Below are 14513 nucleotides of genomic sequence, written 5' to 3'. Positions count from 1 at the left end.
TTAGACCAATTTATCGCAACCGCAGTAGGGCAGACTATTCTCGGACAGCCTCCTAGACAGCAACAGAGGTCTGATGGGGTATATTACCGCCGGTATCAATCACAGGACAGCACCAATCACATTGAGGGAACAGGTTGCCTTTTCTGCTGAGCAGCTGCCCGATGCACTTCAAAGCGCCAGAATCCACACTGGCATTGAAGAAATTGCCATCCTGTCTACCTGTAACCGTACCGAAATCTACTGTGCTATCCACAGCTCCGGGACCGAAACGGTGAGACTTTGCTACGAAAAACTGATTGACTGGCTGACCTGTTACCATCAAACCAACGTTAAATTACTGACAGAACACAGTTACCTCTTCCACGATGAACAGGCGGTCCGTCACCTGATGCGGGTTGCCTGTGGGCTTGACTCCATGGTGCTGGGTGAACCCCAGATTTTGGGACAACTGAAATCCGCCTACGCCAGTGCTCAGGAAGCAGACACCGCCGGACCGGGCCTGAACCGATTATTTCAGCACAGCTTCACTACAGCCAAACAGATTCGCACAGAAACCGCCATCAACGCACAGCCGGTATCCGTTGCCTATGCCGCTACCGGACTGGCAAAGCAGATTTTTTCCGACCTTAGCGAAAATACGGCTTTACTGATCGGAGCCGGTGAGACCATTGAACTGACAGCACGACACCTTTGCCAGCAGGGCGTTGCCAATATCATTGTGGCCAACCGTACTTTGGAGCGAGCCCGGCGCTTAACCGACATGTTTGGCGGAAAACCCGTCCTGCTCTCGGATCTGCCACAAATACTCCATGAAAGCGATATTGTTATCAGCTCCACCGCCAGCCCGGTACCGGTTCTCGGCAAAGGAACGGTTGAAAAGGCGCTGAAGCAGAGAAAACACAAACCCATGTTTATGGTGGATATTGCGGTTCCCCGGGACATTGAACCCGAGGTAAGTGAGCTGGCTGATGTTTTTCTCTACACAGTTGATGACTTGCAGGATGTAATTGAAGACAATCTACAACAGCGTAAAAATGCTGCCCAACAGGCTGAACGCATGATCGAGGCCGATACCTTTGAATTCATGACCCGCCTGCGTGCCCTGGATGCCGTCAGTCTGTTACGCCACTATCGCCAGAACACTGAGGCGATCAGAGACCTGGAGCTTGAGAAAGCACTGCAATGGCTGGCCAGGGGAGTCAGGCCGGAAGAAGTACTGCAGCAATTTGCCCGCTCGCTGACCAACAAACTGATGCACCACCCCAGCGTACAGCTGAAAAGCGCTGCCGCAAAAGGGCAGCAGGAAAAGCTGGAATGGGCCGAGAAACTTCTGGGCCTGAACTCCAGTCGTCAATCCGATTCAACTCAGGATGCCTGATGGCATTCTGAATCCACCCTTTATAGACACCTTTTGCAGACATCATGAAAGAGTCCATTCTCGTCAAACTGGAAAACCTCGGTGATCGCTTCGAAGAGCTTTCCGCACTGTTGAGTGACCCGGGGGTTATTGGTGACCAGGATCAGTTCCGCAAGTTCTCCCGGGAATATGCTGAACTGGAACCGGTGGTTAAAGCCTACAAAGAGTATGACCAGTTACTCAGCGACAAAGCCGAAGCAGAAGCCATGATGGCTGAAGGCGACCCGGACATGGCGGAACTGGCCCGAGAAGAACTGGCCAATTGCGAACAACAGCTGCCAGCAATGGAACAGAATCTTGAAGTTCTGCTGTTACCCAAAGACCCAAGGGACGGCCTGAACACCTTCCTGGAAATTCGTGCAGGAACGGGCGGCGATGAAGCGGCCATTTTCGCAGGCGACCTGTTCAGAATGTACTCAAAGTACGCGGAAAAACGCGGCTGGCGAATCGAGGTTATCAGTGCCAGCGACGGTGAGCACGGCGGCTACAAAGAGATAATCACCCGTGTTATTGGCAGCGATGTCTATGGTCGCATGAAGTTTGAGTCTGGCGCCCATCGCGTACAGCGAGTTCCTGAGACTGAATCCCAGGGCAGAATCCATACCTCTGCCTGCACCGTTGCCGTGATGCCAGAGCCCGATGAACAGCAGGCGATTGAGATCCGTAAGGAAGACCTGCGCATCGATACATACCGCTCATCTGGCGCCGGTGGTCAGCACGTCAACACCACCGACTCAGCCATTCGCATCACCCACCTGCCAAGCGGCATTGTGGTTGAATGTCAGGATGAGCGCTCACAGCACAAAAACAAGGCCAAAGCCATGACCTGGCTGGCCGCCAAGCTCCAGGACGCCCAGGATACCGCTGCCGCGAAAGAGATCAGTGATACCCGGAAAAGTCTGGTAGGCAGTGGTGACCGCTCTGAGCGTATTCGTACCTATAACTATCCCCAGGGGCGGGTTACCGACCATCGTATCAACCTTACTCTCTATAAATTGCCGGAAATTGTCGAAGGCGAACTGGATCCGGTTATTGACCCACTGCTCCAGGAGCATCAGGCTGAGCTATTGGCCAGCCTGGCTGGCGAATAAGTCATGAGCAGCTGCCGAACAGACACGTTAAACAATTCCCTGGCAAAAGCATCCCGTATGCTTTCTGCCAGCCCTACCCCACGGCTTGATGCAGAGCTGCTGCTGGCGCATGTTCTTGACAAGCCACGAAGTTATTTTTTTACCTGGCCTGAAGCGCTTCTGACCAGTGAGCAGATGACTCAGTTTTTAAAGCTCATTGATCTACGAAAAGCAGGGCAGCCCATAGCCTATCTGACCGGGCAGCGCGAGTTTTGGAGCCTTCAGCTGAAAGTTACCGAAGCCACCCTGATCCCAAGGCCAGATACCGAACTTCTGGTTGAGCTGGCACTTGGTCTGGCGCTTAACCGGGAGCGCTCACAGGATCAAAACACCGAATCAAAAACCAAAGTGGCTGATCTGGGAACCGGTACCGGCGCAATAGCCCTTGCCCTGGCAAAAGAACGGCCAGACTGGGAAGTGACCGCCATCGACAAAAGCCCGGATGCCCTTGCTGTTGCGGCAGAAAATGCGGTGATCAATGATATCCGGAACACGGTATTTATCGAGGGCTCATGGTGTTCACCACTGGTCAAAAGCTCAATGGATATGATCGTCAGCAACCCTCCCTACATTTGCAGCAATGACCCACATCTGAAAGAAGGAGACGTTCGTTATGAACCCCTTTCAGCGCTGGTCTCTGGCGTCGATGGACTGGACGATATCCGTGTGATTGCCGAACAGTCACTGCAAAGCCTGAAGCCCGGAGGATGGATTTTGTTAGAACATGGCTATGACCAGGGTTGCCCGGTGCAGACAATCCTTTCTCAGGCAGGCTTTAGGCAAATTCGCACAGAAACTGATCTGGCCGGTCATGACCGAGTGACCCTTGCCCACAAACCTGCCGCCTGAAATACCAATAACTCTATAGGCGTACTCCATATTGCCGTCATAAGTAATAGCCCGTAATACCAAGCGGCATTCAGTGCATATAAACATATAAACTGAGCGCCATTTTTTGCCCGCTACGCCAACGTATACTTTTTAATGAAAAACAGGCATAAAATTCTTACGGGCACACTAGCGTAATTGATGGGCTACGGGTGGTTAGCTACGGGCACTTGGAGAAAACATGTTTGCCAGACGACTTCATAGTTTTTTGCAGCAGGACTACGCCATTGGCGTACTGCTTTTTATCGCCTCGGCACTGGCCATGCTTGCTGCCAATACGTTGTTTGCAGAGTATTATGATTTACTGCTTACAACCCCAATCCGTTTTACCATAGGGCCCCTGGACATCCACAAACCACTGTTGCTGTGGATTAATGATGGCCTGATGGCTGTTTTCTTCCTTTTGATCGGTCTCGAAGTCAAACAGGAAGTGCTTGCAGGGGAGCTCAGCACTCCGGCCCAGGTTGTACTGCCAGGCATTGGTGCCATCGGCGGAATGCTGGTACCAGCACTCTTCTATGTGGCTTTCAACTACTCAGACCCCACTGCCATTAAGGGCTGGGCCATACCCGCCGCGACCGACATTGCTTTTGCCGTAGGCATTCTTGCCTTACTCGGTAAACGTGCACCTGCATCACTGATGACATTCCTTCTGGCTCTGGCCATCATTGATGATCTTGGCGCCATCATTATCATTGCCATTTTCTACACTGAAGACCTGTCCCTGATGTCAATGGGCATTGCCTCTGTCTTACTGGCAATCCTGGCTTTCTTCAATTATCGGGGAGTTACCAGGGTCGGGCCTTACATGGTTGTGGGCGTACTGCTCTGGATCTGCGTATTAAAGTCAGGCGTTCACGCTACGCTGGCTGGCGTACTTCTGGCGTTTACCATTCCATTGAAAGCTGTTGACCGGAGAGGTCGATCACCTCTGAAAGCCCTGCAACACAACCTGCACAGCAGTGTGCATTATGTCATTTTGCCTATTTTTGCCTTTGCCAACGCCGGACTTGAACTGAATGCCGAACAGATCAGAAGCCTGTTCACCCCAATTCCCCTGGGGATTGTCACCGGCCTCTTCCTGGGCAAACAGATTGGTGTTTTCAGCTTCTGCTGGCTGGCGGTTAAATCCGGACTGGCAAAGCTGCCCACCGGAACAAACTGGATCCAGATGTACGGCCTCTCTACACTCTGCGGCATTGGTTTTACCATGAGCCTGTTTATTAGCTCACTGGCCTTTGAAGGCGTGAATACCAGCTACCTGATTTCAGATCGCATCGGTGTACTGGCCGGTTCCATACTCTCTGCTGTCTTTGGCTTTGCCACTCTTTACTGGGCCGGACGCAAACAAGCCTAAACTTGTTCCTGGCCTCTAAACAGAGGCCGGAACCCTCAACAAACAAGAAATGACACCATTCTTACCAAAGCTCACCAAAGTCTCTGCAAAGCTGTTAAACTCGCTTTCAATTTATCAATCCTGAAGTACTTCACCCATACAGTCCAGCTTGCACAATGAAAAGAAATTGGCAGTACTTCTGACAAATCTTAGAGAGAGCTCTTTAGCCCATGGAAAACAGAGGCGTTTTGCTGGTTAATCTGGGGTCACCGGACAGCACATCTGTTGAAGATGTTCGAAACTATCTCAATGAGTTTTTGATGGACAAGCATGTGATTGACCTGCCATGGGTGATTCGCAGGCTTATCCTCAGCCTTTTTATCTTACCTTTCCGTCCGGCAAGATCCGCTGAAGCTTATCGGGCGATCTGGACAGAACAGGGCTCACCACTCATTGTCAACAGCGAAAAGTGCACGGAGCGGCTGAGAGAGCGGACCAGCATCCCGATTGAGCTGGCCATGCGCTATGGCAAGCCTGATATGGCAAAGGCTCTGAGAAATCTGGCAAAGCAACCGGGCATTGAGGAAATCCTGCTGTTTCCACTCTACCCACACTATGCCATGTCATCGGTAAAAACCGTGATTGAGCACGCCAAAAGCCTGATGCAGGAAATGAACATCCCCCTTCCGCTTCGCGTCCACCCGGTGTTCTATGATCACGATGGCTACATTGAGGCTCTGGTCGAAAGTGCAAAACCCTGGCTGGAAAAAGAGTTTGATCACCTGGTGTTCAGCTACCATGGCGTGCCAGAGCGCCACATTATAAAAGATGACCCTACCGGCAATCACTGTCTGAAAGACAAAAGCTGCTGCCAGAAAACGTCCATTGCCCACAAAACCTGCTATCGACATCAGGTATATCAGACAACGGAGGCCTTTGTTGAAAAAGCAGGCATCCCGATTGATAAATACAGTGTTGGCTTCCAGTCCCGACTGGGAAAAGCCAAGTGGCTGGAGCCAAATACTCTGGATGTTATCAAACAACTGGCTAATCAAGGAGTCAGAAAAATACTGGTTATCTGCCCTTCTTTTGTTTCTGACTGTCTGGAGACACTGGAAGAAATCGGCATTGGTGCCAAAGAGGAGTTTATTAAAGCCGGAGGCAAATCACTGGAACTCATCCCCTGCCTGAATGATCATCCAGCCTGGATAGACCTATTAAAACAATGGTCAGAACACCCTCTAACTTATTGATGATAAAAATGAGTGGGCATGAAACATGCCCCCAAAAATCCATCTTGTATCCTGCAAACTCTGCCTTTATAGTACTAGCCGATCTACGAATCTCCCTCAAGAGAAGGGCGCAATGAATAGCGTGATAAACTGGCAAAGAAAGTTTGTTGATATAAAAAGTAATACGAAGACCTCTCACGAAGAGGGCGTCCTTCTCCTGCCTAAAACCTTCTTTGCTCCTGCTCGCCTGCTACTTCTACTACTGCCTTAGGGCATATTAATTACTATCTACCCCAATACCCGGCCTGATGGCCAAACAGCAAGACCACTTATGAAGCGGGCTTGCCAGACAAGAATGCTGCGCACGCAAAACCGAACACAGCAGCATAGCCAATAAGAAATTGATCAGGCCTTTCAGACAGCAAAGGCAAGGGATACACCATGAACAACACTCAAGTTGGGAGTCAGATTGTCATTTTTGACACCACCCTGCGCGATGGAGAGCAAAGCCCCGGCGCAGCAATGACCCGTGATGAAAAATTACGCATAGCCAGAACTCTGGAAAAACTGCGGGTAGATGTTATTGAAGCCGGTTTCGCCATGGCCAGCCCGGGTGACTTTGAAGCCGTCAAAGCCATTGCCGCCAATATCACGGAAAGCACGGTATGCAGCCTCTCCAGGGCACTGGAAAAAGACATTGACCGGGCCGCCGAAGCCTTGAAACCAGCCAGACGAGGCCGGATTCATACCTTTATTGCCACCTCTCCCATCCACATGCAGCACAAATTGTGCATGAACCCGGACGATGTGATCAAACAGGCCGTATTTGCCGTCAAACGGGCCAGAAACCAGATTGACGATGTTGAGTTTTCCTGTGAAGACGCCGGCCGCTCAGAAATAGACTTTTTGTGCCGTATTATTGAAGCGGCCATTGATGCCGGTGCCAAAACCATCAACATTCCGGATACCGTTGGCTATGCTTTGCCACACCAGTTTGGAGAAACCATCAAAACCCTGATGGAACGTATCCCAAACGCTGATAAAGCCATTTTCTCCGTTCACTGCCACAATGATCTTGGTCTGGCTGTCGCGAACTCCCTGTCTGCCGTTGTGAATGGCGCACGTCAGGTTGAATGCACCATCAATGGATTGGGGGAAAGAGCGGGCAATGCCTCGCTTGAAGAGATTGTCATGGCCCTGAAAACCCGGTCGGATTGTCTGGGGGTAACCACCGGTATCAACACCACTCAGATTGTACCGGCCTCACGACTGGTTTCATCCATCACCGGCTTCCCGGTTCAACCCAACAAAGCCATCGTGGGAGCCAACGCCTTTGCCCACGAGTCTGGAATCCATCAGGATGGTGTGCTGAAGCACCGGGAAACCTATGAAATTATGAGCGCCGAAGACGTTGGCTGGAATACCAACCGGCTGGTACTTGGCAAACTGTCTGGTCGCAATGCCTTCAAAACCCGAATGGAAGAACTGGGCATATCGTTTAGCAGCCAGGACGACTTGAACGATGCCTTCCAGCGCTTTAAGGTTCTGGCGGACAAAAAATCGGAAATCTACGACGATGACCTTCAGGCACTGGTGAGTGATGCCCGAAGCAGCAGCGAGCTGGTGGAGAAATATAAATTGATCGACCTGAATGCCAGCTCAAGAATTGGCAAAACACCGGAAGCAACACTCACTCTGGAAATCAACGGAGAACAACAGACGGTTTCCAGCAACGGTGATGGCCCTGTTGACGCCATATTCAAGGCCATCGAAAAGTTGGCCAACTCCAGGGCCAGGCTGGCACTGTATAACGTCAGCGCCATCACAACCGGTACTGACTCCCAGGGTAAAGTCTCTGTCCGGCTTGAGAAAAACGGGCAGATAGTCAATGGTTCCGGGGCTGACACCGATATCGTCATTGCTTCCGCCAAAGCCTATATCCATGCTCTCAACCTGATGGAAGCCGATATAACCAAAGCCAACCCACAAACCGGGAAAACGGTTTGATCAATTTGGTTTGATTAAAATGCCAACAGGATCTTTCAGTGATACTATTGGCTTTTTAATCTTCCTCCTGCTCTTACCCCAGGAGGCTATCCGAGAATAGCGACAACCATTGAGAACCAGCATGCAGGGCAAAACCGTTGACCACCCTTCACCATCCAACAGTGATCAGGCTGTCGACAGTTCTGCAGCAAAAATTCAGATTGCCCGCCGGGAAAAACTCAGACAGAACTATTTGGGAGCCATGGGCATACAGACCTGGTTTCCCAGATATCAACTAAGCAATGCTAAGCCAGCCAGACCCTTTGACTGGATTGCAGAGGATGCCCGGGCACTTGCCGAAGATGAGTCAGCTCACTCTGTTTCTGGCACTGAAAGCAGCTCAGCGTTTAACCAACAAAATGCCAGGGAGCAGTCCCGGGCAGGATACTCGCCGACAAAGCCAGCAGATATCCTTGGACAATTTATTACCCCCTCAAAACCTGTTGAGGACATCAAACAGGAAGCTCAACCTTCACCAGAGCCCGTAAAACAGCTGTCAGGCTCTGTCAGCAAATTCCGTCTGGTGATAAAGCCCGTCAGCGATGACTGCCTTGTGGTTGCCGAAATGCCACACTCCGGGCTCAACCAATTCAGTCGCTATCACCAACGCTTATTAGATGACATTCTCAGAGCACTCAAACTCAACCCTGAAGGCTCACAGGCTATTCGTGAATTTGTCTGGCCAATGACCGAAAGCCGGGGCCTGCTGAGCCAACTGAGCCGGGATGACTACGCCGCTGCCGATGCTGTCTGTGCTTATCTGAGCAACCAATATGGCATATCCCACAGAAAGGTTATTCTTTTATTTGGCCAGTCAGCCGCCAGGTTTGTTATGGACCCAGAGAAAAATTTTGAGCAACTACGCGGCATCCAGCAGGGCACTCATACAGGCCAGTGGTTTGCTGTAACCCACGGGCTGAATGAACTTATGAAACAGTCCATACTCAAAAGAGAGGCATGGCAGGATCTGGCTCCGTTACTCGCTAAAACACCAGACACACAGGCCAATGCCTGAAAAACATCCAGCCCAGAGATCAAACGATTCAGATAAATCATCAACCATGACACAGCCCTCACTCAGGTTTCGCCCTATGCTGGAAAGTGACCTGGAACAGGTCAATGCCGTGGAGCAACAGTCAGCAGAACACCCCTGGCGAAAAGCACACTTTTCCGACAGCCTGGCCTCAGGTTATACCTGCGAACTGGCAGTGCTTGATGACCGGGTTGTGGGACACTGCGTCATGATGATGGTAGCCGGTGAAGCCAGCATTCTCATTTTGACGGTGGACAAATTGTTTCAACGGCAAGGTATCGGTCGGCAGCTGTTGCAACATATGCTCCAGAAAGCAGGACAGTCTGGCTGCAAAACCATACTGCTTGAAGTCCGTCGCTCCAATATCAAAGCCTTCAACCTTTATCTTCATGAAGGCTTTAGCGAGATCGGTATCAGAAAAAACTACTACCCCATGGGAAACCACCGGGAAGATGCCATTGTCATGGCCATAGAAATCAACAGGCTTTAATACCCGCGTTCATCCATTTTTTGCCCGTTCACGACGAGCCCAATCCAGAAGTTTCTCTCTGGTCCAGATCATGATGCTTTCAGTGGGCGTATATTGCCCTGCGTCGTATAACCGTCGACGCCGGGGATTGTCCAGGGCAATATGATCGCCATCAATGCCCCGGCCCGGGAAAAACAGAGCCCCTCCAGCCTCCGGCAGGTCACGCAGATAGCTCATCCGGGGTGAATGTTCTTTCATGCTGGCATCCCAGAACCACGCTTTCCCGAAAATACCACCAACCCGGGAATCCTGAAACCAATTATTGACGGCTTCTATCGTAGATTTTGGGAGGTGTTGATCCATGCCATGTTGCTGCACAACTTCCACACTAAAAGCGTGAGCTTGCGTAACAACTTCAGGGTAGGAATATCGTATCGGGTTTCAACCTCTTCCAGCCACAACGTCATTTCCGGCGGGCATACATTATAAGATCGCCCTTTCATCACTTGCCGGACAAATCTCACAAAATCCTGCACGATATGCTCAAGATCAGCGGCCCGGGCATATTGCCCGTAAATATTCGTTTTTATTGATTCAAGGAGTTCCACAAGCGCCATATGAGATTGTTATTATTGATTGGTTCTTGATTGATTGTTGCTGTGCAGAGGTTTCCCCGGAGACCAGGGAAACGTCGGATAGCCAGGCATCCGATCGCCAGCAAATTGAACAATTGCTGGCAGAACTTACCACATGAGCCATGGACATGAATAGCCAGAGCATGGCTGCCGTTGCCTGATCCCTTATACCGGCATTTTCCATTGAATGTGCCGGCCACCCTATTTCACATCCATCTATACTTGGGCTATGGACAAGTCCAAAGATCTCTCCGTTGAACACCTCCAACGAGTACTTCCCCACAGACTCCAGAAAGCCTGCCATGTTCTGCAGCGATTTGAGCAGAGAATGACCCTGATCAGCCATCGCAGTGATCAAATCGCCTTAAAAATGCAGCAGATTCGGAAAAACATCCGGCATTCAATGCCCGGTCGCCCGCCCTCTCAATAGATCCTGACACACAGTATCCAGTTAACCACAGCATCTGTGGATAACTCTGTTAATCCCTGCAGGAAAACATCCCGCAGACTACAAAGCATGATCACAGCAACGAACTGATCATTTAATAACCAGTCAGTCCATTCAAATCAATAATCGTTAAAGAGAATAAATACGTATTAATAAATAATAATAAGGAATATATATTGCATCGCTTTACCAGTCGTTCAAACAGGCAAATATTTAGAACGCCTCTTCTTATGGAAAGAACATAATGCTGATGTAAACATAACTTATGTCCGGCATGGATTTTGGTGCTGTATTCACCGGCACTACCCTCTCCGCGATTATCGGTACTATGGTCATGTCGGTATGGGCAAAGTTTCCGTTTGCCCTGGCTCCGGGAATGGGGCTGAATGCCTTTTTTGCTTACGGTGTCGTGCTTGATGATTTCAGTGAGTCGATCGTGATGTAAACATAACGATTAAGCATCCAGTCATAAACCACGCTTCACGCCCATGCTACTACGGCCCATAATATGGGCCGTTTTTATTTGATCACTAGTGCTATGTCCCTACCAACAGTCCAACCCGAAAGGTATGAAGAGCAACTGGCAGAAAAGGCCAGCAGCATTTGCAGCGAGTTTGCCGAGTTTGATATTCCTGACCTGGAACTTTTCCGCTCCAGAGCGGACCATTACCGGATGAGAGCAGAGTTTCATGTCTGGCATGAGGGAGATCACTGCTACTACCGGATGTTCGATCCACAAACCAGACAGCCCTTTGAAGTCACCTCCTTTCCCAGTGGCTCCGAAACCATTAACCGGTTAATGATGCCATTGATGGAGGCTATCATGGCCAGCAGCCATCTGAAGAAACGGCTTTTTCAGGTTGAATTTCTCACCACCCAGACGAAGGAAGCCCTGGTTACACTGATCTATCACCGCCAGCTGGATAATCAGTGGAGACAGGAAGCAACAGCACTTCAGGAACAGTTTGGCATTGGCATTATTGGACGCGCCCGTAAGCAGAAACTGGTGCTGGACCAAGACTATGTCAATGAAACATTGACCGTGAATGGCAAACCATTCCATTACACCCAGGTAGAAAACAGCTTTACCCAGCCTAATGCCAGTGTTAACGAGCATATGCTTGCCTGGGCCAGTGGTGCCGCACAAGGGATTACGTCCGGCAGTAACAGTGATCTTTTAGAGCTCTATTGCGGGAATGGTAACTTCACCTGCGTGCTTGCCAGACATTTTAACAGGGTACTGGCCACTGAAATTGCCAAAACCTCAGTACATTCGGCCCGGGAGAACTTTAAGCTGAACGATGTGGAGAACGTAGAAATTGCCCGTCTATCCAGTGAGGAGTTTACTCAGGCCATAAACAGGGAACGTGCATTTCGCCGCCTGAGCGACATTGATTTGGACAGCTATGTTTTCTCAACCATTCTGGTGGATCCCCCCCGGGCAGGTCTTGATGAAGGAACAGAAAAGCTGGTGCAGAATTTCGACAATATCCTGTACATTTCCTGCAACCCTGAAACGCTCAGGAAAAATCTGTCAACCATTTGCCAGACCCATAGAATCGAAAAAATCGCCCTTTTTGACCAGTTCCCATACACTCATCACGCTGAAATGGGCGTTCATCTGATTCGGAAATAGTCAGATTTACACTCCCCGGCTGGACTCCTACTTTTATTCTTAGGAAGCAAAAGTTTACGGAAGTTCTCCGGGGTAGCCTCACGTGAAAAACAACAAGCTGAAATATCTGCCAGCATCCATCATTTTCTCTGTTCTCTGGCTTTTCTTTGCACCGACTTCTTACAGCAGCGATGCAGACTATATAAAAACTGCGGTTTTGTTCGTCGCCTATGACCAGGGTGAAAGCAACGCTTTCCTGCGTATTCAGGAAAAGCTTAAAAACGCCAATATTCCCTACCGGATATTGGCGATGGGTCGTGCTGCTGAAGTCTTCAAAGATGACCCGGCACTGATTCCAATTGATAGATTGACTCACAACGAGTCACTGTATGAAAATCGCGACCATCTGTTGAATCAGAAGCTGGTTTACAACCTCGCTGAAAGCATCTCGACCAAAATTGTCTACACCGGTATGGCAAGCCGGGCGCAGGCCCAGATTGCCAATATCTGGGAGAGAAGAGGCGCCAGGGTCATTGCATTTTATGATAATTTTGAGCCGGTTGATTCCATCAGTTATGTACAGCCTTTTTTAGAAGAGCTGAGATACCTGGACGAGTTCCATGTCCCCAGTAAAACAACCGCGCTTAGCTTTCAGAGCATCGCTGCCTCCCTGGGAGCAGCAGTGACCGTTACGGGACAGCCCGCACTGGAAGACTGGGACAGAGTCTATGATGAGACCGATATTTTCCTTTTACGCGACACCCTCAATATACGCCCGGAGCAGCCTGTAGTGTTGTTTGCCGGTGATTACAGCAGCAGCTATCCCAAGGCTTTTCAAACCTTTATTGCAGCAACAAGGATGCTGCCAGACATTCTTTTTCTGGTTTCACACCACCCTAAGTTTGATGGTGACCTTGAGCGCAGGATCATTGAGGCTGAATCGGACGGCAATGTCCATCTGCTACACCACGGCACTTATTCCACCGCATCACTGAGCACCATTGCCTCTGCTGTTATTGTCCATAAATCATCAGTAGCCCAGCAGGCCATCTACCGAGGCAAGCCGGTCATCTATGTTGCTGATGAAAACTATCAGAACCTGATGCTGACCGAACAGCTTGCCATTCGCGCATCAAGTCCGGGACCTCTGTCCATTATGATTAACGCTCACATCATGGGCTACAGACCACCTGCGGTTGCCGAAAGTCTGGGCATACCGGATGCTCCCAGCAAGACCATAGTAAAGCTGATGATTGATGAGCTAAGACGAATGTCTGATTAAAAATGGTGAGTTTTTTGATTCACTGGCTTTATAGAATGTACGCAATGTGATCTACTCAGGAATGATGTGACTCGCGTTGAAGGTTTACGATGGGTGTCCGAATACCCCATTTTCTGATTTTTGTCAGGCTGTCCGTTCTCTCTACCATTGTCTTGCTGGCATTGACTGTGCTTTGCAATTTCATGGTGGCAAGAGCCACCAATGACGCCCTGTACTCTAACCTGAACAAGCTCCCCTATAATCAGGTAGGTGTTTTGCTGGGTACCAGTAAATACTCTCGCCTGGGGGGATTTAATGACCACTACCGGCTCCGGTTGGAAGCAGCCTTCCAGCTCTACAAAGCGGGTAAAATTGATTACATTCTCATCAGCGGCGATAACAGCACCCGTTTTTACGATGAACCAAGCACCATCCGACGAGACCTGCTAAAGAAAGGCGTCCCAGCAGAACGCATATACCGAGACTATGCCGGTTTCAGAACGCTTGATTCCGTTCTGAGGGCACATCATGTTTTTGATTTGGATAGCTTTACTATTATTTCTCAGGCTCCACACAATAAGCGAGCCCTATATATCGCCATAAATCATGATATTGATGCCATCGCCTATAATGCTGGCGAGGGCTATGACATTGATATCAGCAATAGAGCCAGAGAGATTCTTGCCAGAGTGCTGGCTGTGCTGGAGGTACATTTTCTCAATACTGGCCCTAAATTCCTCGGCCCGACCATTGAGATTGGTGTTACGCCACCAACCTGATCAAGTATACGGTTTTCATCGATTTACGGGACAAAACATTATTTTCATAATCAGTTTGAAACAGCCCCTGTATTTGGTTGTAATTCCCGGGACCCTTTGATATTTCAACGTGTGATCCGCCGGTCTGCTTGATGAAGGAGATACCCAAAGGGAATACAGCGCCTAGGATGCTGTCCGAGAATAGCGCCCGTAGCGAGGATTGCGAGAAATTGAGGATAAAAATT

The 14513-nt window shown here is 49.8% G+C and carries 14 protein-coding genes and 1 pseudogene; 12 read left to right on the top strand and 3 right to left on the bottom strand.

Features of this window, described 5'->3' with window-relative positions; translation table 11 throughout:
- The first annotated feature begins 73 nt into the window (after nucleotides 1-73).
- From hemA to rimI, 8 genes are all read left to right on the top strand, one after another.
- Entirely contained in the window at nucleotides 74-1378 is a 1305-nt protein-coding gene (gene hemA / locus KDK15_RS02120) for a glutamyl-tRNA reductase (RefSeq protein ID WP_257293718.1), read from the top strand.
- A gap of 44 nt (nucleotides 1379-1422) precedes the next feature.
- On the top strand, nucleotides 1423-2508 hold the full coding sequence (gene prfA / locus KDK15_RS02115; RefSeq protein ID WP_257293717.1) for a peptide chain release factor 1: 1086 nt from the start codon (nucleotides 1423-1425) through the stop codon (nucleotides 2506-2508).
- A 3-nt stretch (nucleotides 2509-2511) separates the two neighbouring features.
- Complete coding sequence (gene prmC, locus KDK15_RS02110) at nucleotides 2512-3396, top strand: peptide chain release factor N(5)-glutamine methyltransferase (RefSeq protein ID WP_257293716.1); 885 nt, start codon at nucleotides 2512-2514, stop codon at nucleotides 3394-3396.
- A 220-nt stretch (nucleotides 3397-3616) separates the two neighbouring features.
- Entirely contained in the window at nucleotides 3617-4792 is a 1176-nt protein-coding gene (gene nhaA / locus KDK15_RS02105; protein ID WP_257293715.1) for a Na+/H+ antiporter NhaA, read from the top strand.
- Nucleotides 4793-5001: 209 nt separating this feature from the next.
- Nucleotides 5002-6024, top strand: a complete 1023-nt coding sequence (hemH, locus tag KDK15_RS02100; RefSeq protein WP_257293714.1) for a ferrochelatase — start codon at nucleotides 5002-5004, stop codon at nucleotides 6022-6024.
- 420 nt (nucleotides 6025-6444) lie between these two features.
- Nucleotides 6445-8010 (top strand): 2-isopropylmalate synthase, encoded by a 1566-nt coding sequence (locus KDK15_RS02095; protein ID WP_257293713.1) that lies wholly within the window; start codon nucleotides 6445-6447, stop codon nucleotides 8008-8010.
- A 121-nt stretch (nucleotides 8011-8131) separates the two neighbouring features.
- Nucleotides 8132-9064, top strand: coding sequence for a hypothetical protein (locus tag KDK15_RS02090; RefSeq protein WP_257293712.1), 933 nt, complete (start codon nucleotides 8132-8134; stop codon nucleotides 9062-9064).
- Between the two features lie 76 nt (nucleotides 9065-9140).
- Nucleotides 9141-9572 carry a ribosomal protein S18-alanine N-acetyltransferase gene (gene rimI / locus KDK15_RS02085; RefSeq protein WP_257293711.1) on the top strand — a complete coding sequence of 144 codons (432 nt, stop codon included), beginning with the start codon at nucleotides 9141-9143 and terminating at the stop codon, nucleotides 9570-9572.
- 9 nt (nucleotides 9573-9581) lie between these two features.
- Here rimI and KDK15_RS02080 read toward each other — a convergent pair whose 3' ends face one another.
- Together KDK15_RS02080 and KDK15_RS02075 are read right to left on the bottom strand one after the other, a co-directional pair.
- Complete coding sequence (locus KDK15_RS02080) at nucleotides 9582-9914, bottom strand: hypothetical protein (protein ID WP_257293710.1); 333 nt, start codon at nucleotides 9912-9914, stop codon at nucleotides 9582-9584.
- Nucleotides 9884-10168 carry a hypothetical protein gene (locus tag KDK15_RS02075; RefSeq protein WP_257293709.1) on the bottom strand — a complete coding sequence of 95 codons (285 nt, stop codon included), beginning with the start codon at nucleotides 10166-10168 and terminating at the stop codon, nucleotides 9884-9886. The genes KDK15_RS02080 and KDK15_RS02075 overlap by 31 nt, the downstream gene beginning before the upstream one ends.
- A 734-nt stretch (nucleotides 10169-10902) precedes the next feature.
- Here KDK15_RS02075 and KDK15_RS02070 point away from each other — a divergent pair.
- From KDK15_RS02070 to KDK15_RS02055, 4 genes and pseudogenes are all read left to right on the top strand, one after another.
- Nucleotides 10903-11049: pseudogene (locus KDK15_RS02070) on the top strand (NCS2 family permease); the annotation flags it as partial.
- A gap of 123 nt (nucleotides 11050-11172) precedes the next feature.
- Complete coding sequence (trmA, locus tag KDK15_RS02065; protein ID WP_257293708.1) at nucleotides 11173-12270, top strand: tRNA (uridine(54)-C5)-methyltransferase TrmA; 1098 nt, start codon at nucleotides 11173-11175, stop codon at nucleotides 12268-12270.
- Nucleotides 12271-12352: 82 nt separating this feature from the next.
- Nucleotides 12353-13531 (top strand): hypothetical protein, encoded by a 1179-nt coding sequence (locus tag KDK15_RS02060; protein WP_257293707.1) that lies wholly within the window; start codon nucleotides 12353-12355, stop codon nucleotides 13529-13531.
- An 89-nt stretch (nucleotides 13532-13620) separates the two neighbouring features.
- Entirely contained in the window at nucleotides 13621-14289 is a 669-nt protein-coding gene (locus KDK15_RS02055; RefSeq protein WP_257293706.1) for a vancomycin high temperature exclusion protein, read from the top strand.
- Here the strand turns inward: KDK15_RS02055 and KDK15_RS02050 are convergent.
- The coding region (locus KDK15_RS02050) for a hypothetical protein (RefSeq protein WP_257293705.1) at nucleotides 14273-14513 on the bottom strand (241 nt) is incomplete at its 5' end. The genes KDK15_RS02055 and KDK15_RS02050 overlap by 17 nt on opposite strands.

The organism is Endozoicomonas sp. YOMI1 (genome assembly GCF_024606345.1).
Taxonomy (GTDB): domain Bacteria; phylum Pseudomonadota; class Gammaproteobacteria; order Pseudomonadales; family Endozoicomonadaceae; genus Endozoicomonas.
This window is presented reverse-complemented; position numbering and strand designations above follow the sequence as displayed.